Raw genomic sequence first — 21,305 nt, 5'->3', positions numbered from 1 at the left:
CGGGCCTTCTAACTCTTTGGTTTAACGCATTTCCTTCACGCGAACCGGTTCCCACGTCGCTCGGAAATGCTCTAGCCGGCCCTGGCGAGCGGCGGCGCGGCGCGCGCCTGAAGTGCGCTCACCACATAAGCCGCATCCGCCGCGACCCCCAGGAAGCGGCCGGAGCCCCAGGTCCACAGCCAGGGCAGGCCGAGCACAAAAAGCCCATCCACCGCCGTCACGCCCCTCTTGTGCACGGGATAGCCGGTGCCATCGAAGATGGGCAGGCCCACGAAGGACCAGTTGGGACGAAAGCCCGTGGCCCAGATCACGGAGGTGATGCCTGCCGCCGCCAGATCCAGTTCGGTGGTCTCGCCCGCCGGCTCCCACACGGGGGCATAGACGGAGGGCGGCGGGGCAGCGATGGCGGCGTCAGCGATATGCCGGTCGATGAGGGCGTTGATGCCGTTATAGACCTTGTCGGCGGCGTCGAGATTGTCCTTCAGGTTGGGGGCAAAGTGCATCCGCCCGCCGGAAACGCCGGTCAGCCGGCCATAGAGCGCCATGCCCTCCAGCGCGAAGGCGCGCAGGTCGATGTCGCGCCCGCCATCGCGGCCGGTGAGATAATGGTTGGTGTCGTGCTTCTTGCGGCCCATGCCGTCATCGGCCACCGTGATCTCGTAATGGCCGATGTCCCACAGCCAGTCCACCACGTCGCGGCCGCGATAGAAGCGGGCGCAGCGGGGGGCATTGCCGGTGGCCAGATGCACCTTGCGGCCGGCCAGATGCAGGTCCTCCGCGATCTGCGCGCCCGACTGTCCCGAGCCGACCACCATCACCGCGCCCTCCGGCAGCGCGCCGGGATTGCGGTAGGAGGCCGTGTGGAGCTGGACGATGCCGTCGGGGAGCCGCTCGCCGAGGCGGGGAATATCCGGTTCGCCATAAAGGCTCACCGCCAGGATGACTGCATCCGCGCTCACCGGGCCGGCGGCCGTCTCCAGGTGGAAGATGCCGTCCGCCTTCTCCAGCGCGGTCACCGGCGTGTGCTCCAGCACCGGTGCCTGCACCTTGGCGGCGAAGCGGTCGAGATAAGCGAGGATCTCGTCCTTCACCATGAAGCCGTTGGGATCATCGCCATCATAGGGATGGTCGGGCAGGCGGCATTGCCAGTTGGGAGTAACGAGGCAGAAGGCATCCCAGCGCTCGTCGCGCCATTTGTGCATGACGGTCTTCTTCTCGAACACCACATGCTCGATACCGGCGCGGGTGAGATGAAGACTGGCGGACAGGCCCGCCTGGCCGCCGCCGATGACGATGGCAGGGTAATGGGATTTCAGCTGGATCATGACGGCGTGTCCTGGTGGGAATAGAGGAAAGCGAGGCAGGTGACCTTCGCCGCGGGATCGTCGGCAAAGCGCAGGGCGGATGCTTCGAGCCGCTTCAGCTGACCGAGCGCCAGGGAACAGGGATGGCCGTATTTGGCGGCGACGCGCTCCGAGGCGATGGTCAGCGCCGTGCGCACCCGTGACATGAAGTCGGGCAGGGCATAAGCGGTGCCCTCGCTTAAGTGCTCGCGCATCACCAAGGAGGGCGAGTAGCAGCTCTCTTCCTGCCCGTCCGGCCAGGCGATGTGGAAGCGCATTTCAGGCATGGAGGGTCTCCCGGGCCGGGGCTGCGAGGCGGTCATAGAGGGGCAGATGGGCGCGGGCGACGGATGTCCAGTCATGCCGCGCGGCGATGCCGGGCCCGAGCGCGGCAAGGCGTGCATGTTCCGCCGGTTGGAGCGAGAGCGCCATGGCATCGGCGATGGAAGCGGGACGGGCGGGATCGCACCACAGGGCATCGCGCGCGCCGAGATATTCGGTGAAGGGGGCCATGGCCGAGACGATGACCGGCACGCCGCTCGCGAGCGCCTCCAATACGGCGAGGCCGAAGCCCTCCTTCACCGAGGCAAAAAGCAGGGCGTGAGCAAGGCGATAGAGGGCGGGCATATCGCCATCCGGCAGAGGCCCGGTCACGTGCACGCCTCCGGCTCCGGTGCGCGCCATGAGCCGGCGGAATTCTCCCTGATAGGCGCCATGATCCAGCAGCGAGGCGCCGCCGGCGATCACCAATTGCGCGTCCCGCCGCATCTGGCGCACCTGGAGGAAGGCCTCCAGCATGCGCACCGTGTTCTTGCGGGCCTCGATGCCACCCACGCTCAGGAAGATGGGCCCGGGGCCGAGCCCCAGGCGCGCCCGCAGCGCCGCCTCGCTGCCGTCCATGCGGGGCGAGAAGCGCGTGCCGTCCACCCCGTTGCCGGAAAGCTCGGCCTCGATGCCGAAGCCGTCGGCGAGCTGGTCTTGCCAGATGCGGCTCACCGCCAGCCAGCCATCCGCCGCCCGGATGGAGCGAGCCTGGAGATCGAGCAGGCGGGGATCGGAGAAAGCATCCACATGATGCACCGTGCGCACGAAGGCGGGGATGCGGCCGCGCGCCTTCAAAGTGGCAAGTGCATTGCCGGAAATGCCGTCATGGGCGTGGAAGAGGTCGAAGCCGTCGGTGCCCGCCGCCTCGAAATGGCTGACATAATCGGCGATGCGCTGCTCCACCATGGCCGTCATGCCGGGCGCGGCGGGCGCCACCTTGAAGGGAACGGCGGGGCATTTGGGTGCGCGGAAGAAGCCGCTGCCATGAGCGTCGGGCGCGAACAGGACGGGGGCATGGCCGAGCCCCGCCAGCGCCTCGGCGAGCGCCATGGCATGGACCACCCCGCCGCGCGGATTGGTGGAATGGGTGAGGATGGCAATGCGCAGCGGCCGGTCCATCAGGCGGCCTCCCCGGCGGGGGCGAGGCCCATGAGGCGTTCGGCTGCGAGGTCGCGCACCACGGCCCGGTGCAGGCCGTGACGCACCTCCACGGCCGCGCCCGATGTCACCGTGCCGATGGCGGCGGCGGTGAGGGCGCGCCCTTCAAAGAGAGCCAGAAGCTCCGGCACATAAGCGGGCGGGGCGGCAAGAAGAAAGCCGAAGCTCGGGAAGGAGGCGAGCCAACGTTGGAGGGGCACGCCAGCAGGCACGGGGAGGGCGGCCAGATCGATGGCGAGGCCCACGCGCGAGCATTCCGCCAGCATGATGGCGGTGCCGACGATCCCCGCCTGGCTGATGTCCTTGGCCGCATGGGCAAGGCCGCGCCGGGCGATCTCCGGCAGCAAGGCAAGGTCGCCGCGCAGCCGCTCCGGCGGCGCGGACAGGGCTGCCTGCCAATTGTCGAAGGGCTCCCGATAGGCGCCGCGATGGTCGATGGCGGCCACCAGCACGTCGCCGGGGCGGGCATCGAAGCTGGTGAGCAGGCCGTGATCGGCCCGCCCCAGCACCGCCACCGCCAGATGTTCGCCGCCCGCCTTCAGATTGGAATGTCCGCCCACAATGGGCACGCCATAGGCATTCGCTGCGGCTTTCATGCCGTCCAGGATGGCCGCGCCATGGTCGGCGTCCCGCGCCCAGAGCGCATCCACCACGGCGAGCGGGCGTCCGCCCATGGCGGCGATGTCGGAGAGGTTCACCATCACCCCGCACCAGCCGGCGAACCAGGGATCGCGGGCGACAAAGGCTTCCAGGAAGCCTTCGATGGCGAACAGGAGATGGCCGTCCCCGTCCGGCAAGGCGGCGCAATCATCGCCCACCGGCACGGCGCTCGCCGCAAGGTCGAGGCGGGCGGTCACCGTGCCGATGTCCGCCTTGGCGGCGAGGCCCCGGCTCTGGCGCAGGCTGGCCACAAGCGTGTCGAAGGCGGTTGCGTCCATGTCAGGCGGCCCTTCGCGGCAAGGCGGTGAAGCCGATTTCGGGCGAATGGCACGGCGGGTAGAAGGTAAGGTCCGCCTGCATGCGGAAGTGACGCCGCCCGTGCAGTTCCACCTCGTCCAGCACATGCCAATGCAGGCGGCGGAACAGCAGCGCGTTCTGCTCTTGCACATGGGCAAGGAAAGTGTGGCAGCCCATGGCATGGGCCGAGCACACGGCGAGGCGGATCAAGGTGGCGCCCAGCGCGCCGATGCGGCGATAGTCCGCGTCCACCGCCAGGCGCGAGCCCCGCCAGATGCCGGGCGTCTCCTCATGGATGCGCACCGTGCCCACCACCTGGTCGGCCGCCACCCCCAGCATGGCCAGCGCCACGATGGGGATGGCATAGGCGTCGATGGCATCCTGGTCGGAGCCCGAAAAGAGCTTCTGCTCGGCGGAAAAGACCTGTTCGCGCAAGGCCTTGGCCCCCTCGCGCTCCCAGCGGGAGGCGGCGAACTTGATGCGGTATTCGGCGGCGAGGAAGGGGGGCGTGGGGATCATCATGGCGCCAGCACCCGCTCATAAGAAGAAAGCGCCGAGCAGGCCCCGCACTTGCCGCAGCCGGCCTTGATGTCCACCGCCTTCAGCCCGCTCTCCCCCAGCAGGCGCGAGAGCGGCGAGAGGATGGACTGCATGAAGGCCGGGCTGGGTGTGGGGTGGCTCTCCAAAGGCGTGCCGGAAATGGGCACGAAGGGCACCACGAAGGGATAGACGCCGAGCGCCACCAGACGGGCGCAGGCGGCGAGGATCTCCTCCACGCTGTCGCCGAGGCCGGCGAGGATATAGGTGGAGACCTGCCCCCGCCCGAACACGGGCACGGCCTCAGCAAAGGCCGCCATATAGGCCTCCACGCCGATCTGCGCCTTGCCGGGCATGATGGCGGCGCGCACATCCTGCGTGACCGCCTCCAGATGCATGCCCAGCGCATCGACGCCCGCCTCCTTCATGCGGCCGAACCAGGCGGCATCGCCCGGCGGCTCGCACTGGGCCTGGATGGGCAGGTCCACCGCCGCCTTCACGGCACGGGCGCTCTCGGCGAGGACCGCGGCGCCCCGGTCCTCGCCCTTGGGGGTGCCGGTGGTCATGACCATGTGGGTGACGCCATCCAGCGCCACCGCCGCCTTGGCCACTTCCGCCAATTGGGCGGGGGTCTTGTGGGCGATGGTGCGCCCCGCCGCCAGCGATTGGCCGATGGCGCAGAACTGGCAGGTCTTGGTGCGGCTCTGATAGCGGATGCAGGTCTGCAGCACCGTGGTGGCGAGCACGTCGCGCCCATGCAGGGTGGCGATGTGGGAATAGGGAATGCCGTCCGCCGTCTTCAGGTCATAGAAGCGCGGACGCAGGGGGAAGGAGACCTCGCCCACGGCGCGGCCCTCCCGGCTGATGCGGCTTTTGCCGAAGGCGTCTGGCTTCTCAACCAGATAGGGGCTGGTGAAGGCGGGCGCGGTGTGCACCGGCACCATCACCGTCATGCCGTCTATGGTCAGCGCCTTGTGGTCGGAGGGGCCGGCCCCGCCGCGCCGGCTTTCGGCGCCGGCTTTCGGGTCAACCAGCCGCGCGCCGAACGATTGCAGCTCGCTGATCAGGATCTCGGTCGGCAGCGGGGTCGAGGGCTCCATCGGAGAGGCTCCTTGCTTGCGGCTCAGCCTGGATGTCGGAAGGGGTGTGCAGCGGCCGCGCGGGCCGGGGATCGAGCACCAGATGGAGCAGTTCGGGCCGGGCATAGTGACCCACGCAATCCATCATGCGCTTGCGCTTGACGATGAGGCCGAGGTCGAGATCCGCCACCAGCAGGCCTTCCCCGCTGGTGAGCGGAGGCGCCAGATGCTTGCCTTCGGGCGAGATGATGGCCGTCATGCAGCCGCCGCGCAGGGCATTCTGGAGACCGGCCTCGGGGGTGATGGAGGCGATCTGTTCCTCGGTGAGCCAGCCGGTGGCATTGACCACGAAGCAGCCGCTCTCCAGCGCGTGGTGGCGGATGGTGACCTCGATCTGCTCGGCGAAGATGGGGCCGACCAGGGAGCCCGGAAACTGGGCGACGTGGATCTCCTCGTGCTGCGCCATCAAGGCGTAGCGGGCGAGCGGATTGTAATGCTCCCAGCAGGCCAGCGCGCCGATGCGCCCCGCCGCCGTCTCCACCACTTTCAGGCCGGCGCCATCGCCTTGGCCCCAGATCATGCGCTCATGAAAGGTGGGGGTGATCTTGCGGCGCTTCAGGCACAAGGAGCCGTCGGCGTCGAAGACGAGCTGGGTGTTGTAGAGCGAGCCGTGGTCGCGCTCGTTCACGCCGAGCACCACCACCATGCCGGCGCGGCGGGCGGCATTGGCCACCGCTTCCGTCTCCGGGCCGGGCACGGTGACGGCCTGGTCGTAGAGCCGCACATGCTCGCGGCCGGTGAGCACCGGGGGCAGCACGAAGGAAAAATAGGGGTACCAGGGCAGGAAGGTCTCGGGAAAGACCAGAAGCTCCACGCCCTTGCCCGCCGCCTCGGCGATGGCGTTCAGCACCTTGTCCATGGTGCCCGCGCGCGAGGTCAGATCGGGGGCGATCTGGACGGCTGCGGCGCGCACGGTCGCGGTGTCTTTCATGGTGCGGTCCTCAGAGCGCGTTCCGATCTGATTGCATTGCAATCAGATCGGTAAAACGCCCTCTTTTTAAGAGTTTAGAGCCTGATCCGATCAGGTTGATTCAACCTGATCGGATCAGGCTCTAGGGGGAAAGGGGGCGGCGGGTGAGCCCGCGCGCCCGGTTTTTCGCGTGCGCCGGGATCACAAGGTCCAGGTGTCGAGGATGAAGGCGCCGTCGCGGCGGTGCAGGAGCACGAGGTCCAGCACGTCCAGCGGGTTGATGGGGGTGATGCCCTCGATCAAGGACGGCTCGCCATGGCCATAGAGCGCCTGGAGCGCGAAACGGCAGGCATAGACCTTGCCACCCTCGGCCATGAACTTCTTGATCTGGTTGTTGAAATTCTGGTGACCGGGAAACGCCTCGTCACCCAGCTTGGGAAAGCCGCGCTGCACGCCCAGCGTGACGCCGGGGCCATAGAGCAGGATGGAGGTCTCGAACCCCTTGCGCAGCAGGCGGGTGGCCTGGAGCAGGTTCACAAGGCCGATGGAGCCCTCGAAGGCCACGGTGTGGAAGGTGACGAGCGCCTTCTCGCCGGGCGCGGCCTTCACGTCCTCGAACAGCTTCTGCTCGTAATCGACAAAGAAGTCGCCGGTCTTGTGGGGCGGGTGGGTCACGGCGGGCATGCTTCTCTCCTGATCGCTGGATCGCCCCGGTGGGGACGGGATCAGGTGAGCAAGGGGCGTGCCAACAATGTGGCGATCAAAAATCCGATCATTTAGGGATCTTGGCGGGAGAGTATCCGATCAAAGGGGCCCAAATTGCCGTCAATGATCCGATTGAGGCAGCTGGCCTGCCTCGCGAAAGGCGGCACCGTGTCTGAATCTATCGCAGGTCGCTCCGCAACAATGTGCGGTCAATAAAATCCTCGCCATCCCCTGGGGATTGCGCCATACAATATAGAAACAAGATCCAGTCAATCGGCAAAATGAGGGGTTCAATGAAGGATTGGATGCCCCGCATGGAGGACGGGCAGGGGCCCCGTTACCTCGCCATCGCCGATGCCATCGCCGCCGACATCGCCGCCGGCGTGCTGGTGCCGGGCGATCAGCTTCCGCCCCAGCGGCGCCTTGCCTCGGCGCTCGGCCTCGACTTCACCACGGTGGCGCGGGGCTATGTGGAGGCGGCGCGGCGGGGGCTCATCGAATCCACCGTGGGGCGCGGCAGCTTCGTACGCGCCTCCGCCCGCAAGGCGCCCCAGCCGGAGCGGCTGCGGGCGGCCGACTTCACCATGAACATGCCGCCCGAGCCGGACGATCCCGATCTCATTGCCCGCATGCAGGAAGGCTATGCGGCGGTGGCGCGGGACCTGCTGCCCTTGCTGCGCTACCAGGGCTTCGGCGGCTCGCCGCTGGACAAGGACGCGGCTTCCGCCTGGCTTGGCCGGCGGGCGCTGGTGCCGGCGCAGGAGCGCATCTTCATCACGCCCGGTGCCCATCCGGCGCTGGTGGGCATCTTCTCGCTGCTGGCGAGCGCCGGGGACGTGGTGCTGTCGGAAGCCATCACCTATCCCGGCGCCCGCGCCATCACCGCCCAGCTTGGCCTCACCTTGGTGGGCGTGGAGATGGACCAGGACGGCATCCTGCCCGAGGCGCTGGAAGCCGCCATTCGTCGCCACGCCCCGAAGGCGCTCTATATCAATCCCACGCTCCAGAACCCGCTCACCATCACCACGTCCGAGCAGCGCCGCGCCGCCATCTGTGCCATTGCCCGGCGCCATGGCGTGCCGGTGGTGGAGGACGATGCCTATGGCTTCATCGCCTCCCACGGCCCGCCGCCGCTGGCCGCCATCGCCCCCGACATCTGCTGGCACATTGCCGGGCTCGCCAAATGCATCGGCGCGGGTCTGCGCCTCGCCTATGTGGTGGCGCCCGACGCCAAGGCCGGCTGGTCCTTTACCGGGGCCATGCGGGCGGTTTCGGTGATGGCCTCGCCGGTGATGGCGGCGGTGGCGACCCGCTGGATCGACGATGGCACCGCCGACACCATCCTGCGCTTCATCCGCGCCGAAACCGCCGCCCGCCAGAAGATCGCCGCCCGCCATTTCGAGCCGGGCACCTATCTGTCCGACCCCATGAGCTTCAACATCTGGCTGCCGCTGAAGAATGGCTGGACGCGCTCGGCCTTCGCCAGCCACATCCGCGGCACCGGCCTCGGCGTGGTGGCGAGCGATGCCTTCACCGTGCTCGGCCCGCCCCCCGAGGCGGTGCGGGTGGGGCTCGGCGGGCCGTTGAGCCGGGAGCGCCTGGAACGGGGCCTGGAATTCATGGCCCATGTGCTCGAGGCCCCGCCGGAGGTGGCGGCGGGCTATTATTGAGCGGGGGGAGGGGCTTCCGACTGGAGGCGAAAGGTGGCGGTGGCGCTGGCCACCAGCCTTTCATCGGCGAAGAGATCCACCGCGCCGAAGCTCAAGGTGCGCACCTGCCGGATGACGCGGGGCCTGGCGATGAGCAGTTCGCCCAGTTCCACCTTATCCAGGAACTGCATGGTCAGCGTGATCGTCACCTGCCGGCGATTGCCACTGCGCGCGCGGGACGCCATGCCCATGGCCCGGTCTGCCAAAGTGCAGATGAGCCCGCCCTGCACCACGCCCGAGCGGTTGCGGTGCTTGGCGCCGGTGAGGATGGCATAGGCCGTGCCTTCCTCGGTCTCCTTGTGCCAGAGCGGCCCCACCAGGGCCAGGAACCCGTCGTCGGGCATTTCGCTCCAGCCCTGTTTGCGCATGTCGCTCGGCCGCATGATCCGCCTTCCGCCTGTTTCCTTGCGGCGGCTTCCTTAAAGCATTTCCGCGCCAAGGGGGAACCGCGCTGGCCGCGCACGCGCCCAAGACACGCCCAAGCCACGCCAACGACACATGGAAAGCACCGCCCGGTCCGGCCCCTGGCCGAAAGGTCAGCCCTCCGCCGAACCGCCGCGGGAGGCAAGCGACATGAGGCGGGTCATCAGCGCCACCAGCTCGGACTGCCGGTTGAGCCCCAGCTTCTGGAAGATGGAACGCAGGTGGGAGCGTGCGGTCTCATAGGCGATGGAATGGACGTCCGCCGCCACCCGCAGCGAGGCCCCCGCGCCCAGTGTCTCGGCGAGGCGGGCCTCGGCGGGGGTGAGGCCCATGTCCCGCAGGTGCTGGCTCACACTGCGCGCGCCGGTCTCCAGGCTGCGGATGAGCAGCATGGCGCCGCCATCGCCGAAGGCCATCACCTCCAGCGCATCGAGCCTGGGGCGGATGGGCGCGACCTCGGCATAGAAGGGCTCGCGGCCGCTGGGTCGGCGGATCAGCACGCCGCTCACTGGCTGCAAGCCGCCGCCGGGAAGGGCCGCGCGGATGGCGGCCTGGAGGCGCGCATCAGTGTCGGGCATGGCGGCCTGGATGCGGCCATGGGCATAGAGAAGACCATCGCCGATGGCCTCTCGCGCCACGCCGTTCATGGTGCGCACCGCGCCGTGCATGTCCAGCAGAACCACGCCCCAGGCCAGTTGCTCGATGGCGCTGGACAGGTCATCGGCGAGCCGGCGGGCTTCGACCATGGAGGTGGCCAGCGTGAGCGCCCGCTGGATGTGCGGAGTCAGCCGTGTCAGCGCGTCCACGTCGGCGTTCTGATACAGATCACGCCCCACGCCCCGCTGCGCCGCCACCGACACCAGCCGGCCGGACCCCAACGAAACAAGCGCCGCCATCGACTGCTGGATTCCGTGGGACTTCAGAAACTCCTGGTAGAAGGGATCGCGCCGGATCTCCTCCTCCCGCATCACGATCCGGTCGGTGGCGACCGTGCCCGGCCGGATGCCGAGCTTTAGGATCCGCCCCGAGGGCGTATCGTGCCGCCACCAGCCCTGTTGGTACTGGTCATTGGCCTCCTTGAGGCTTTCCGAGACGAGAGCCCGCATCACGCCCTCGGTGCCCAGCGGAATGATGCTGACCCCCACGGCGCCCAGGGCTTGCGCCACGGCGCTCAGCGCCTCGTCCCAGCGTTGCGGCTCCAGTGCGGATGCATATAGCTTGTCGATCGCATCAAGAAGGTCGGTGCCCGCCATCCCCGCCACCTGAACCCACACGGAGCCGTGGTCCGCCCGTGACCTGACCCCGGTGACCTGCCCCTCGGTCACTCTATTATAGCGTGCATCCGCGTGTCCTAACCCAAATGGGGTATGCGGTGCACAATTCCTTCTGCCATCTTGTCTTTCACGCTCCGGTTGTCGGGTTAGGGGAGGTATTCAGGGCTATCCTTCCAGGCCCGCGGCCGGGCGTGGCTCAACAGCCACCCGTGCCTTCTGGCCACCCGTGCCTTCTGGCGATGCGGCAGCGTACATCTCCGGCGCCGGGGGGCGTCTTCACGGCTTCGGATCCATCGATGCAACTCGACCTCGCGCAGCGCATTTCGCCGGTCCAGGCGCCCCTTGGACGATCCGCCAAGGTCATCGCCATCCTCCTCCTGGCTCCCCTGCTGTGCATCCTCGGCCTGCTGCTGGCGCAGCGCCCTGGCCTGGGGCGGCTGGAGACGGCGGTGGACCGGCTCGCCTTCGAGCAGAGCGCAAGGGCGATCGGGGCGGAATATCTCGCCTCCGAGCGCTTCGACGGGCAGCGCATCTTCTGCGCCCGCGACCTTGCCGCTTCGCCCCTGTGCAAGGCAGTGAGCTTCGCGCGCTTCGATGCCTTGGGCGACCACCCGCCCTTGTGGGTGTTGCTTGATGGGATCAACGATGCATTGAAAGCTCCGGCGGCGGCACCGGACATGCTGCGCGCCTGGGCCGACCTCGTGGTGGCGCTCAGCGCCTACGGCACCCTCGCCCCCCTCTCGGGCAAAGCGGAAACCGGACCCTATCACGCCATCGACCTCTACACGGCCACCCTGGCGCAGGCGCGGATCTGCGCGAAGCTCCAACCCGACGTCATTTGCGCCGCCGGCCTTCCCGTTCCGGTGCGCACGGCGCTGGGCGCGGCGGCACGGCTTCTTTCCGCGGACCGCGGCGTCTCCACCGCCCTCGCCGCGAGCCACCAGCGCGCGGCGCGGATGCTTCTGGAAAGTGGCCTTCTCTAGTTATCCTGTGCCGCGATGACCGAGCATCTGATCGACCGCATCTATGAGTCGGCTGCCCTTCCCGAGCTCTGGGAGGGGACGCTTCAGCGCGTCGCGGACGAGGTGGGCAGCATTGGCGGGCTCTTGTTCGTGCTGCGCGATGCCAAGACGCGCTGCGTCGCCTCTCCCGGCGCCCGCGACCTTTGGGAGGGGTTCGTGGCCGGCGGCTGGCTGGAAAAGAACAGCCGCGCGCAGCGGCTCCTGACCCTCAACCATCCCGGCTGGGTGCACGACCTCGATCTCTTCACGCGCGAGGAAGTGGAGCGCGAGCCGGTCTATGTGGATTTTTTCCGCAAGGCGGGCGGCGGCTGGGGCGCGGGCACCGCGATGGAACTGCCCGACGGCGACAGCATCTTTTTCACCATGGAGCGGGCCTATGCGGCGGGGCCGTTCCCCGTGCACCAGATCCAGGCTCTGGATGGGCTGCGCCCCCATCTGGGGCGGTCCGCCTATCTGTCCATGCGCCTCGCCATGGCGCACGCGCAGACCACTGTCGCGGCCCTCGGCGCGGTCGATACACCCGCCGCCGTCCTGCGCGCCAACGGCCGCCTGCTGGCCGCGAACGGGCAGATGGAAGCGCTCATTCCCGACATCTTTGTGGACCAACGCGGCCGCTTCAGCCTGACCCAGAAGTCGGCCGACGCGATTTTCGACCGCGCGCTGGACCAGCTTTCCGCTGGCGGTCTTGCCGATGTGGCCTCCATTCCCATCAGGGGGCGCGAGCCATTGGAACGAGGCTTCGTCATTCATGTGCTGCCGGTGCGCCGGGCGGCGCATGATGTGTTCTCCGGCGCCGCCTTCATCGTCATCGCCAACAAGGTGACCATGACGCCGTCGCCCCGCGCCAACCTCCTCTCCGCCTTGTTCGACCTCACCCCCGCCGAAGCGCGCATCGCCCGGGCGGTGGCCGAATTGCAAAGCCCGGCGGACATCGCCCGCGCCTGCGGCGTCTCGCGCGAGACCGTGCGCACCCAGATCAAGACCATCTTTGCCAAGACCGGCCTCAACTCCCAGGCCGCCTTGGCGCGGCTGGTGGCGGCGGTGGGGGACGCGGCGGCGATCTGAAGGAGGCGTGCCGCCCGTTCGAGGGCGCCCAGGCCGGACGCCATGCGCCCGGGCTACCGATCCGCCGTGCTCGGGGAGCGTGTCTGGCTCACTCGTCGGGCGCGCAGGGCCATGTGGCGCCTTCTGCCCCGCCGCGCCTCCTCTGGGGAATGCGCAGACCCGCTTTCCCGCCCTGCGCGCGGCTTCCGGTTTCCCGGCTTGTCCGTCGCCTGGAGCTGCGCCGGCTGACCTTTCGGCGATGGCCGGCCTTCTCCCTGGCGGCCTGAGGCCGCCGTCTCCCCGGAGGGCGAGCGGGGCCATAATAGGTCAGGTCCACTGCCGGTTTGTCCTGTCCTCAACCGAGAGTTCTGTGGTATTTTAATAAGACACCACCGGGCAGCGGACGGGGGCATCCGATGCAGTTCGATCTTTCTCGGTTCAGCATGGCGGCTGATGATCTGCTTCATGCCGCAATCGGGCCGAAGAATTGGAACCAGGTCCTGAATGATCTTCAGGCCGCAACCCAGTCCGATGGCGTGACCATCCTGCCCGTGGTGGGACGTGTGCCGGGCAATCCCAGTTCCGAGAGTTTGGCCCGACCGCTGGAGCGTTATTTTGCGGAGGGGTGGGCCGAGCGGGATTACCGGGCAAGAGCGGCTCCCCTTGTGCTGCAGCGCAAGGTCATTCTCGATAGTGATTTCATGATGCCTGAGGACTATGGCGATGAATTCTTCAAGTTCATGTCGAATTTTAATTTGAAATACTGCGCCCTCGTCGTTTTCAGGACCCAGTCGGACATTGCTTGCTGCGCGTTCCATCGCCGGCCCGACAAGCCGCAATTTCAAGCGCACGATGCGCACGTCCTGAAGGGCCTTTCGGAGCGGCTTTCGCTGGCCTCGTCCATTTCCCGGGCGGTGGCGGAGTCCAAGGTCGCGGGCCTTTCCGAAGCGTTCGACCACATGAACCTCGCGGTGATCTTCTTCAATCGCGCAGGTCAGGTGGTTCGCATGAACGGGGCCGCAGAACGGCTGATGGGGGATGATCTGAACGTCTCACACGGCGAGATAAGGGCGGGCACCGCGGAGGAGACGCGCGCCCTTCGCGGTTGCATCCATGCCGCCATGGGCGGATCGGAGACGCTGCAGGACAAGCGCGCCGTCCTCATCCGGCGGCAGGGGAAGAGGCCGCTTGTCATACGCTGCCAGAGGATCGGCGGCTTCTTGAATGACTATTTTTCAACCATCAAGGCCATGGCGGTGATCGACGACCTGGACGGCCAAGCCATCGACAAGTCTCAAGTCATTCAGAGCGCATTCGGCTTGACCCCGACGGAAACCGCCATTGCCATGTTGTTGGCGCACGGTGAGGGCATCAAGGATATTGCCGACCAGAGGCAGATTTCATACGAGACCGCACGGACGCATATCAAGTATTTGTTCCTGAAAATGGGCGCACGACGGCAGTCGGAGGTCGCCTCCATGATTATGAAGATCAAATAGATGGGTCCATATCCTCAATAATGGTCCGCCCTGCGCGCCATCAATCCCTGTCCAAGACTGCGTTATTTGAGCGTGCGGGGGGTATCTGTATTGTTGTTCGGCCTTTGGCGTTCGCCGTTCAGGGGCAAGCGTCAAGAGGTGAGGCGCGCGCCGGTGGTGCCGGTGCGCGGCCGTCAGCGCGAGCCGATCTGCCCCGATTGCGGCTCCAATACCACGGGGAACGGCATTTCACCGTCCAGAACGCGCTCCGTCGTCCGGCAATGCTCAGTCATCCCCTGGAAAGGGCCCCGATCGGCCGCGCTCCGAGCCTCCGGCGCACGCCCATGCAATTGTCGGCGCAGAACGCTGATGGACCGATCCACGATGCTTTCGAGGCGGCCATTGGAAATGACCAGCGTGGTACCATAAGGCGTGGGGACACGGTCCAGGCACCCCGCCTGCGAGAGCGCGACCACCGCCTTGCGGCAGGTCTCTGTGGACATTTCCAGCACCAGGAAACGGGCCAAATTGGACTGGTCGATGGCGCCCTTCTGATCCCGCCAGTTCTGGATCAGGCGCTGCATCACGTCGCCGTTGAAGATCGCCCGCTGGATGCGCTCGGGCTTTAGCCGGACATGGCGCGCCTCCGCTTCGGACCCTGTCAGGCGAGACAGCTCCAGATTGTGCCGCAATGCGATCTCGCGGATGTCCTCGACACTTTCGACACCTGCCTCGCGGATGCGATAGAAAAACTGCGCGATCACCAAGCTGGCGTCCGAGGCAAGCATTGCCTCGACGTTATGGTCCCTTTCGTGAACCTGGCTCAGAAGGCAGTTGAAAAAAACTTTGCGATATTCCAAAAGGGAATCGATTATCCCCAGTCCTGAAATGCCGTCAGGCTTATCGATATTTGCGGTATACATCGGAATGCCCTGCCAAATCGGTAGCGACCTGCTTGCTCGTTCACCAGGCGCACAATGTTTCTCAATGTAAATACAGTCTTGGGGTTGCACATACCCCAAACGGGGGAGGGGGCGTGGAACTTTTTGGTCTCGCGCTCATCATTTGCTTCTTGCGCTTCCCCGCAACGCAGCGCGGGTAGATTCGAGCAGATGACGTCTTAGGGTCCTCAAGTCGGCGGTGGCGGTGTTGGTCACCCTTTCAGACCACCAGACGGCCCGGCCGGGGGAGAGGGGGTGTCGGTTACACAGACGTCACATTGGATACATGCGAGGGGGCGTGGTGGGCGTCCCCAGATCTTGAGGCGGGGGCGACGGCAAGGCGCGAAGTGTGTTCGCGGGCTTGCCGTCGCCCCTCGTCAGAATTGCTTGCGCAGGCCACCCGTGAGCGATCCGCCCTGGATGTTCTCGCCGAAGCGGTAGTCGGCACGCACATAGCCAAGAAGCCCGGTATCCAGGGCTTGGCCAGACAGGCCGACACCGACCTGGCCGAAGGTTCCGATGTTGGTGACGTCGAACACCGCGGCGCCGCCCGAGCTGTCGATGAAGGTACCGGCGCCGTCGCCCGAGAATTCGTACCACACGCCACCCTGGATGGAGGGGCGCAGGATGAGGTTGGGACTGGCGGCAAAGCTGGTCCCAAGCCGGAGGCGCAGGCTGCCGATGAGGCTCTCATAGGCGTTGGTCTGCAAGGTGCCGAGGCTGTACGGCAGGACCACATCGTCCACCGAAGCGGTCGCATAGTTCAGGCCAACGGAGGGTTCGATGAACCAGGTTTCTGCGAAGGGGATCACCCCGCCGGCGGTGCCGACAATGGTCCAGCCGGATGCCGAGGTGCCCGATCCCTGCAGATAGGCCGACGTGTTGGTCAGGTCGATATTGTACTGGTTCCTCTGCACCTGCACGTCGACGAACATGCCATGGCCGATGAGCGCGGCATAAAGGCCGTAGAAGGGCGCATCCACCTTGGACGAGACGCCGATGGCATTCTGCATGGTCGTGTCGAGCCACACGTCACCTGCCGTCAGGCCAAAATGGGCGTTCCAGCCGGACCCGCCGATGTCGGACCGGGACAGGTCCATGCCCAGCTGGAAGCCGGTGAAGTTGGTGCTGAAGGTGCCGGGCGCAGAGACCGCAACGGGGGACCCCACCACCTGGGTGGTGGCCACGCTGTCAATGTCGTAGGAGCCGCCCTTCACCCGGCCCCAGATGCCGTAGGAAATCTGGTCCTTGACCGGATCGGCCGGACCGGACACGAAGGCGCTGACCGATTCTAGGAAGCCCGTCGTGATGGTGGTCAACGTGGCTGCGATCGTCTGCGACAGCGAGGCGCCGCTCGGGTTGAGGCTGGACCGGACCACCCATTGGTCCGCGCCGGTGGGATTGTTGATATATTCGAAACTGTAGTCCACCAAGCCCTGGGAGGAGAGCCCGCTGGCCGCCGTGAAGGCGCCCGCCGCGCCTTTGCCGGTGGCAACCACGATGTTCTCGCTGAAAAGCCCCTTGGTGGCGATGCTGTTGAAGTTGATGGCTGTGGTGCCCTCGACGGTCGCGGCATGGATCTGGTCGGAGCGGATGCCGGTGCCGGAGCTGGACAGGTTGATGTCCATGGTGGCGTTGGAGCCCGCGTCGCCCTTGAACGTTCCGCCGACGGACACCTGGCTGTAGAGCGCCGGGCCAGAGGCGGATGACATGTTGAGGGTGCCGGAATTGGTGAAATTCTGCCCGACCAGAAGGGTACCGCCGGTGGCCCCCATATTGATCGTGCCGGAATTGGTCAGTGCCTGCGTGACGGTCAGATTGCCGGTGGGGGCGAGCATGCTGAGGGTGCCGGCATTGGCCAGAGCCTGTCCGACCGTCAGGCCGCCCGTGACCTCAATGATGCCGCTGGGCGCAACGTTCGTCAGGTTCTGGGAAATGGTGCCGGAGGCCGCCACATAGCCGCTATTGAAGATGCTGCCGTCCCACGTGGAGGTGGTGACGATGCGGCCGAGGGAGGTGTTGAGGGCGTCGCCCGTCCAGACGGCGCCATTCTGGTTCCAAACGGAGCCCGCATTGCTGTCGAGGCCGCCGGTCCATGTGGTGCCGGCGCCGTCATTGGTGATCTGGCCGCCGGCCAGGTTTGCCGTCACGGCGCCGGTCCATTGGGCCCCGGACAGGTTGAAGATCGCGCCGGAATTCTGGCCAACGGTGCCGTTCTGCCAAGCCGCGCCATTCTGGTTCGAGATGGTGCCGGCATTGCTCTGCACCGTCCCCGTCCACGTGGTGCCGACCCCATCATTGGTGATCTGCCCGCCCGCAAGGTTGGCGACCACATTGCCGTTCCAGGCCGATCCGGTGGAATTGGCGATGGTGCCGCTGTTGGACAGCACATTGCCGTTCCAGGTGGCCGCGTTGCGATTGAGGATCGTGCCGCTGTTGGACACCACGTCGCCGTTATAGGTCGAACCGTTGTTGTCGAACGTATTGTTGGAGGTGTTGGTCTTGAGCGTTCCGGTCCAGACCGCTCCGGCATAATTGTGGATGGTGCCATCATTGGTGATGTCGCCGATCCAGAGCGTGCCGGCCCCGGTATTGGTAATGAGGGCTCCGACCGCGTTGCCGAGGACATCGCCGGTCCACTTGGCGCCATCCGCATTGGTGATAGCGCCGGCATTGGCGGTGACGAGGCCGGTCCAGGTGGACCCCGCGCCGGTATTGGTGATCTGGCCCCCGGTCAGGTTCTGCGTGACGGCGCCGGTCCATTGGGCACCGGCGCTATTGATCAGGGTGCCGGAATTCTCGCCCACGGCGCCGCCCAGCCAGGTCGCGCCGTTCTGGTTCGCCAGCACGCCCGCATTGGCCACCACCGCCCCGGTCCAGGTGGAGCCCGCGCCGGTATTAGTGATCTGGCCGCCGGCCAGGTTCTTCGTCACGTCGCCGGTCCATTGGGCGCTGCCGCTATTGGTCAGGGTGCCGGAATTCTCGCCCACGGTGCCGTTTTGCCAGGTGGCGCCATTCTGGTTGAACAAGGCACCGGCATTGGAGGCGACCGCGCCGGTCCAGGTGGAACCGGCGCCATCATTGGTGATCTGGCCGCCGGCGAGGTTCTTCGTGATGGCGCCGGTCCATTGGGCGCTGCCGCTGTTCGTCAGGGTGCCGGAATTCTCGCCCACCGCGCCGCCGAGCCAGGTGGCGCCGTTCTGGTTCGAGAGCACCCCCGCATTGCTCTCAACCGCGCCGGTCCAGGTGGAGCCGGCGCCGTCATTGGTGACCTGGCCGCCCGCCAGGTTCTTCTTCACGTCGCCCGTCCACTGGGCCGCGCCGCTGTTGGTCAGGGTGCCGGAATTCTCGCTCACGACGCCGCCCAGCCAAGTGGCGCCGTTCTGGTTGAACAGGGCGCCCGCATTGTCCTGCACCGCTCCGGTCCAGCTTGACCCTGCGCCGGTATTGGCGATCTGGCCGCCGGCCAGATTCTTCTGAACGTCACCCGTCCAAGCGGCGCCGCCGCTATTGGCCACCGTGCCGGCATTGGAAGCGACCGCCCCGGTCCAGGTGGAGCCGGTACCGGTATTGGTGATCTGCCCGGAGGCCAGGTTCTTCTGGACGTCGCCCGTCCAATTGGCGCTGCTGCTGTTGGTCAGCGTGCCGGAGTTCTCGCCCACCACGCCGCCGAGCCAGGTGGCGCCGTTCTGGTTGAACAGGCTGCCGGCATTGGAGGCCACCGCGCCGGTCCAGGTGGAGCCGGCGCCATCATTGGTGATCTGCCCGCCCGCCAGATTCCTCTGGACGTCGCCCGTCCATTGGGCGGCGGCGCTGTTGGTCAGGGTGCCGGAATTCTGGCCCACCGTTCCCGCGAGCCAGGTGGCGCCATTCTGGTTGGCGATCGTGCCGGCATTGTCCGTGACCGCTCCCGTCCAAGTGGTCCCGGTACCGGTATTGGTGATCTGGCCGGCCGCGAGGTTCGTCCTCACCTCGCCGGCCCAGCTGGACGCGCTGCTATTGGTCAGCGTGCCGACGTTGTCGCTCACGGTGCCGTTCAGCCACGTTGCCCCGTTCTGGTTCAGGACGGCGCCGGCATTGTTCTCGACCGTGCCGGTCCAGGTGGTCCCGACGCCGTCATTGGTGATCTGGGCGGCCGCGAGGTTCTTCTTCACGTCTCCGGTCCACTGGGCGCCGGAGGTGTTGAAGATCGCGTTGGCATTTTCCACGACCGTGCCGTTCAGCCAGGTCGCGCCATTCTGGTTGGTGATGGTGCCGGCATTGCTGTCGACGGTCCCGGTCCATTTGGTCCCGGTGCCGTCATTGGTGATCTGGCCGCTGGCGGAATTGGCCACCACGTTGCCGGTCCAGGTGGAGCCGGTGGAGTTCGTGATGGTGCCGTTGTTGGACGCGACATTGCCATTCCAGGAGGCGATGTTGCGATTGAGGATGGTGCCGCTGTTGGTGGCCACATTCCCGTTGAACGTCGAAGCGTTGTTGTCGAAACTCAACGCATTGGACGTGAGTGTCCCGCTCCAGGTGGCGCCGGCATTGTTCTGGATGGTGCCGGAATTGGCGATGTTGCCGATCCAGGTCGTCCCGGCGCCGGTGTTGGTGATGCTCCCCGCCGCCTGGTTGTCGACGACGTCCCCCGTCCATTTGGCGCCGGCCGCGTTCGAGATCGTTCCCGCATTGGCTGTGACGTCGCCGGTCCAGACAGATCCCGCGCCGGTATTGGTGACGGTGCCGGTGTTCGCGCTCACCGTCCCGAGCGCCCCTGTCCAAGTTGCGCCGAGTGTGTTGAGGATCGTCCCGCCATTGCCGGCCACAGCGCCGTTCCAAGTGGAGGCGCTGTTGGTGATGGTGCCGGTATTGCCTTCAACCGTGCCGTTCCAGGTCGACCCGTTGCCGTTGGTGATCTGGCTCCCGTTGGCGACCACATTGCCGTTCCACGTGGCGCCCTGATCATTGTTGATCGTGCCGTCATTGGACACGACCTTGCCGCCCCATGTGGCGCCGGTGGTGTTGGTGATGGTACCGGACGCCGCGTTCGCGGCGATGTCGCCATTCCAGCTGGTGCCGGACCCGGTATTGGTGATGGTGCCGGAATTGGCCGTCACACCGCCAACCCATGTGCCGCCAGCCTCATTGTTGAGGGTGCCGGCATTGCTGACGACGGTTCCGGTCCAGCTGGCGCTTGAGCCCGAATTGGTGATGGTGCCGCCGGTGGCGTTGCTGTTGACGTTGCCGACATAGATGCCGGCATTGCTCGCTGCGCCGGAATTGGCGATGTCCGCCATGACCCGCGCACCGGATTTGCCGGTGAACGTGCCGGTGGCCGTGTTGGTGATGACGCCCGTGACGAGGCTGATGCCTGCTTCGGCACTCATGGTGCCCGAATTGGAGATGCTGTCCGCAGTGTAGATGGTGGTTGCGGGGCCGGCGAAGACGAAGCTGCCCGCCTGGTTGTCGATGGCCGCGAACGTGCCGCCGCCACTGAAGGTCAGGGTGTTGGCGCCCGTCTTGACGAACGACCCATTGGCGACGTTCGAGACCTCGCCGCTGAAGGTCACCGCCCCATCGGTTGTGTCCACCGTTCCGCCGGGCGTGCCGGCCGGCAGAGGCGTGCCATCGTAGGATGTGCCGCGGATCACGACGGGCTTGGAAAATGTCGAAGCCGACGTCACTGTCAGCACGCCACCCGCAAAGGTGATGTCCGTAGGGATAACGGACGTCACCGCGAGGGAATTCTGATTGAAAGTGGCCCGTGTCTGGTCGATCCAAAGGGAGTTGACCGAAATCTCGCCTGATCCCGCCGTGGCCGCGCCAATGCTCGTTCCAGTGATCTGGTGGGAGCCGGAAGAGACCTCGAAAGACGCGTAGACCGGTGTGGGCGGGGGCGAATTGCTGTCCGCCTTAGTCGCGCCGTAGTCGGTCACCCGGTAGCGTTGTGTGTCTGGGCTGACCGAGATTACCGTGACCTGGGCGGGATTAACGGACGTAAAGAGGAAGGAGTCGTTCCAGGCTGTTCCCGCTCCGCCGGCGGGAACGGTGAATGTCGCGGGGGTTCCGTCAAGGTTAAGCGTGACGTTGGCGGCTGAGGCCGTCCGCGGTCCCGCCAGCAACAGGCCGGCGCCGAGGGAGAGCGCGAGAATGGTGCTGCTCTTCAGGGTCTGGCGCAAGCTTCGCGCAGGCGTGATCTGCACTTCATGTTGCAACGATTTAAGAATGGAAAAGTGCGCGCGCGCAGACGCACGTGTCGCCTGAACCGAAATTCCGCGTGTCATTATTTGCCCCTGACCCGCAAGCCGATGACAACCGGCATGATGCTTCACTTTGGGAAGCTAAACGCAACAGAAGTG

General features: G+C 66.4%; 16 protein-coding genes. 4 read left to right on the top strand and 12 right to left on the bottom strand.

Annotated features, from left to right (window positions below; genetic code table 11):
• Window positions 1-71: 71 nt before the first annotated feature.
• The 8 genes from J5J86_RS03640 to J5J86_RS03605 all read right to left on the bottom strand — a co-directional run bounded on the left by J5J86_RS03640 (window position 72) and on the right by J5J86_RS03605 (window position 7,052).
• Window positions 72-1,325 (bottom strand): MSMEG_0569 family flavin-dependent oxidoreductase, encoded by a 1,254-nt coding sequence (locus J5J86_RS03640; protein ID WP_209103542.1) that lies wholly within the window; start codon window positions 1,323-1,325, stop codon window positions 72-74.
• Window positions 1,322-1,630, bottom strand: a complete 309-nt coding sequence (locus J5J86_RS03635; protein ID WP_209103541.1) for an MSMEG_0570 family nitrogen starvation response protein — start codon at window positions 1,628-1,630, stop codon at window positions 1,322-1,324. The genes J5J86_RS03640 and J5J86_RS03635 overlap by 4 nt, the downstream gene beginning before the upstream one ends.
• Window positions 1,623-2,786 carry an MSMEG_0565 family glycosyltransferase gene (locus J5J86_RS03630; RefSeq protein WP_209103540.1) on the bottom strand — a complete coding sequence of 388 codons (1,164 nt, stop codon included), beginning with the start codon at window positions 2,784-2,786 and terminating at the stop codon, window positions 1,623-1,625. The genes J5J86_RS03635 and J5J86_RS03630 overlap by 8 nt, the downstream gene beginning before the upstream one ends.
• Window positions 2,786-3,763, bottom strand: coding sequence for a sll0787 family AIR synthase-like protein (locus J5J86_RS03625; RefSeq protein WP_209103539.1), 978 nt, complete (start codon window positions 3,761-3,763; stop codon window positions 2,786-2,788). The genes J5J86_RS03630 and J5J86_RS03625 overlap by 1 nt, the downstream gene beginning before the upstream one ends.
• A gap of 1 nt (window position 3,764) precedes the next feature.
• Entirely contained in the window at window positions 3,765-4,304 is a 540-nt protein-coding gene (locus tag J5J86_RS03620) for an MSMEG_0567/Sll0786 family nitrogen starvation N-acetyltransferase (protein WP_209103538.1), read from the bottom strand.
• A complete protein-coding gene (locus J5J86_RS03615) occupies window positions 4,301-5,419 on the bottom strand; it encodes an MSMEG_0568 family radical SAM protein (RefSeq protein ID WP_209103537.1) in 1,119 nt (372 codons plus the stop codon). Before J5J86_RS03615 ends, J5J86_RS03620 begins: the two co-directional genes overlap by 4 nt.
• The gene (locus tag J5J86_RS03610) at window positions 5,346-6,389 is read right to left on the bottom strand and encodes a Nit6803 family nitrilase (RefSeq protein ID WP_209103536.1); all 1,044 of its coding nucleotides are present in this window, start codon (window positions 6,387-6,389) and stop codon (window positions 5,346-5,348) included. Before J5J86_RS03610 ends, J5J86_RS03615 begins: the two co-directional genes overlap by 74 nt.
• A gap of 180 nt (window positions 6,390-6,569) precedes the next feature.
• Window positions 6,570-7,052, bottom strand: coding sequence for an MSMEG_0572/Sll0783 family nitrogen starvation response protein (locus J5J86_RS03605; protein ID WP_209103535.1), 483 nt, complete (start codon window positions 7,050-7,052; stop codon window positions 6,570-6,572).
• Between the two features lie 314 nt (window positions 7,053-7,366).
• Here J5J86_RS03605 and J5J86_RS03600 point away from each other — a divergent pair, with 314 nt between their 5' ends.
• A complete protein-coding gene (locus J5J86_RS03600) occupies window positions 7,367-8,743 on the top strand; it encodes an aminotransferase-like domain-containing protein (RefSeq protein WP_209103534.1) in 1,377 nt (458 codons plus the stop codon).
• On the opposite strand, the gene J5J86_RS03595 is transcribed toward J5J86_RS03600, so the two are convergent.
• Together J5J86_RS03595 and J5J86_RS03590 are read right to left on the bottom strand one after the other, a co-directional pair.
• Window positions 8,737-9,165, bottom strand: coding sequence for a PaaI family thioesterase (locus J5J86_RS03595; protein ID WP_209103533.1), 429 nt, complete (start codon window positions 9,163-9,165; stop codon window positions 8,737-8,739). The genes J5J86_RS03600 and J5J86_RS03595 overlap by 7 nt on opposite strands.
• Window positions 9,166-9,318: 153 nt before the next feature.
• Entirely contained in the window at window positions 9,319-10,458 is a 1,140-nt protein-coding gene (locus tag J5J86_RS03590) for a helix-turn-helix transcriptional regulator (RefSeq protein ID WP_209103532.1), read from the bottom strand.
• Between the two features lie 317 nt (window positions 10,459-10,775).
• Here J5J86_RS03590 and J5J86_RS03585 point away from each other — a divergent pair, with 317 nt between their 5' ends.
• The 3 genes from J5J86_RS03585 (at window position 10,776) to J5J86_RS03575 (ending at window position 14,044) form a co-directional block, all read left to right on the top strand.
• Window positions 10,776-11,462, top strand: coding sequence for a hypothetical protein (locus J5J86_RS03585; protein WP_209103531.1), 687 nt, complete (start codon window positions 10,776-10,778; stop codon window positions 11,460-11,462).
• Window positions 11,463-11,477: 15 nt separating this feature from the next.
• Complete coding sequence (locus J5J86_RS03580) at window positions 11,478-12,566, top strand: helix-turn-helix transcriptional regulator (protein WP_209103530.1); 1,089 nt, start codon at window positions 11,478-11,480, stop codon at window positions 12,564-12,566.
• 395 nt (window positions 12,567-12,961) lie between these two features.
• On the top strand, window positions 12,962-14,044 hold the full coding sequence (locus J5J86_RS03575; protein ID WP_209103529.1) for a helix-turn-helix transcriptional regulator: 1,083 nt from the start codon (window positions 12,962-12,964) through the stop codon (window positions 14,042-14,044).
• A gap of 173 nt (window positions 14,045-14,217) precedes the next feature.
• Here the strand turns inward: J5J86_RS03575 and J5J86_RS03570 are convergent, their stop codons facing one another.
• Both J5J86_RS03570 and J5J86_RS03565 read right to left on the bottom strand, forming a co-directional pair.
• Window positions 14,218-14,946, bottom strand: coding sequence for a hypothetical protein (locus tag J5J86_RS03570; protein WP_209103528.1), 729 nt, complete (start codon window positions 14,944-14,946; stop codon window positions 14,218-14,220).
• 395 nt (window positions 14,947-15,341) lie between these two features.
• Entirely contained in the window at window positions 15,342-21,125 is a 5,784-nt protein-coding gene (locus J5J86_RS03565) for a hypothetical protein (RefSeq protein ID WP_209103527.1), read from the bottom strand.
• Window positions 21,126-21,305 lie beyond the last annotated feature (180 nt).

Source organism: Aquabacter sp. L1I39 (assembly GCF_017742835.1).
GTDB lineage: Bacteria > Pseudomonadota > Alphaproteobacteria > Rhizobiales > Xanthobacteraceae > L1I39.
This window is presented reverse-complemented; position numbering and strand designations above follow the sequence as displayed.

Bases quoted from the DNA above. Each gene is read 5' to 3' on its own strand.
- J5J86_RS03640 (WP_209103542.1), bottom strand. From the start codon at position 1,325: ATGATCCAGCTGAAATCCCATTACCCTGCCATCGTCATCGGCGGCGGC.
- J5J86_RS03635 (WP_209103541.1), bottom strand. From the start codon at position 1,630: ATGCCTGAAATGCGCTTCCACATCGCCTGGCCGGACGGGCAGGAAGAG.
- J5J86_RS03630 (WP_209103540.1), bottom strand. From the start codon at position 2,786: ATGGACCGGCCGCTGCGCATTGCCATCCTCACCCATTCCACCAATCCG.
- J5J86_RS03625 (WP_209103539.1), bottom strand. From the start codon at position 3,763: ATGGACGCAACCGCCTTCGACACGCTTGTGGCCAGCCTGCGCCAGAGC.
- J5J86_RS03620 (WP_209103538.1), bottom strand. From the start codon at position 4,304: ATGATGATCCCCACGCCCCCCTTCCTCGCCGCCGAATACCGCATCAAG.
- J5J86_RS03615 (WP_209103537.1), bottom strand. From the start codon at position 5,419: ATGGAGCCCTCGACCCCGCTGCCGACCGAGATCCTGATCAGCGAGCTG.
- J5J86_RS03610 (WP_209103536.1), bottom strand. From the start codon at position 6,389: ATGAAAGACACCGCGACCGTGCGCGCCGCAGCCGTCCAGATCGCCCCC.
- J5J86_RS03605 (WP_209103535.1), bottom strand. From the start codon at position 7,052: ATGCCCGCCGTGACCCACCCGCCCCACAAGACCGGCGACTTCTTTGTC.
- J5J86_RS03600 (WP_209103534.1), top strand. From the start codon at position 7,367: ATGAAGGATTGGATGCCCCGCATGGAGGACGGGCAGGGGCCCCGTTAC.
- J5J86_RS03595 (WP_209103533.1), bottom strand. From the start codon at position 9,165: ATGCGGCCGAGCGACATGCGCAAACAGGGCTGGAGCGAAATGCCCGAC.
- J5J86_RS03590 (WP_209103532.1), bottom strand. From the start codon at position 10,458: ATGGCGGGCACCGACCTTCTTGATGCGATCGACAAGCTATATGCATCC.
- J5J86_RS03585 (WP_209103531.1), top strand. From the start codon at position 10,776: ATGCAACTCGACCTCGCGCAGCGCATTTCGCCGGTCCAGGCGCCCCTT.
- J5J86_RS03580 (WP_209103530.1), top strand. From the start codon at position 11,478: ATGACCGAGCATCTGATCGACCGCATCTATGAGTCGGCTGCCCTTCCC.
- J5J86_RS03575 (WP_209103529.1), top strand. From the start codon at position 12,962: ATGCAGTTCGATCTTTCTCGGTTCAGCATGGCGGCTGATGATCTGCTT.
- J5J86_RS03570 (WP_209103528.1), bottom strand. From the start codon at position 14,946: ATGTATACCGCAAATATCGATAAGCCTGACGGCATTTCAGGACTGGGG.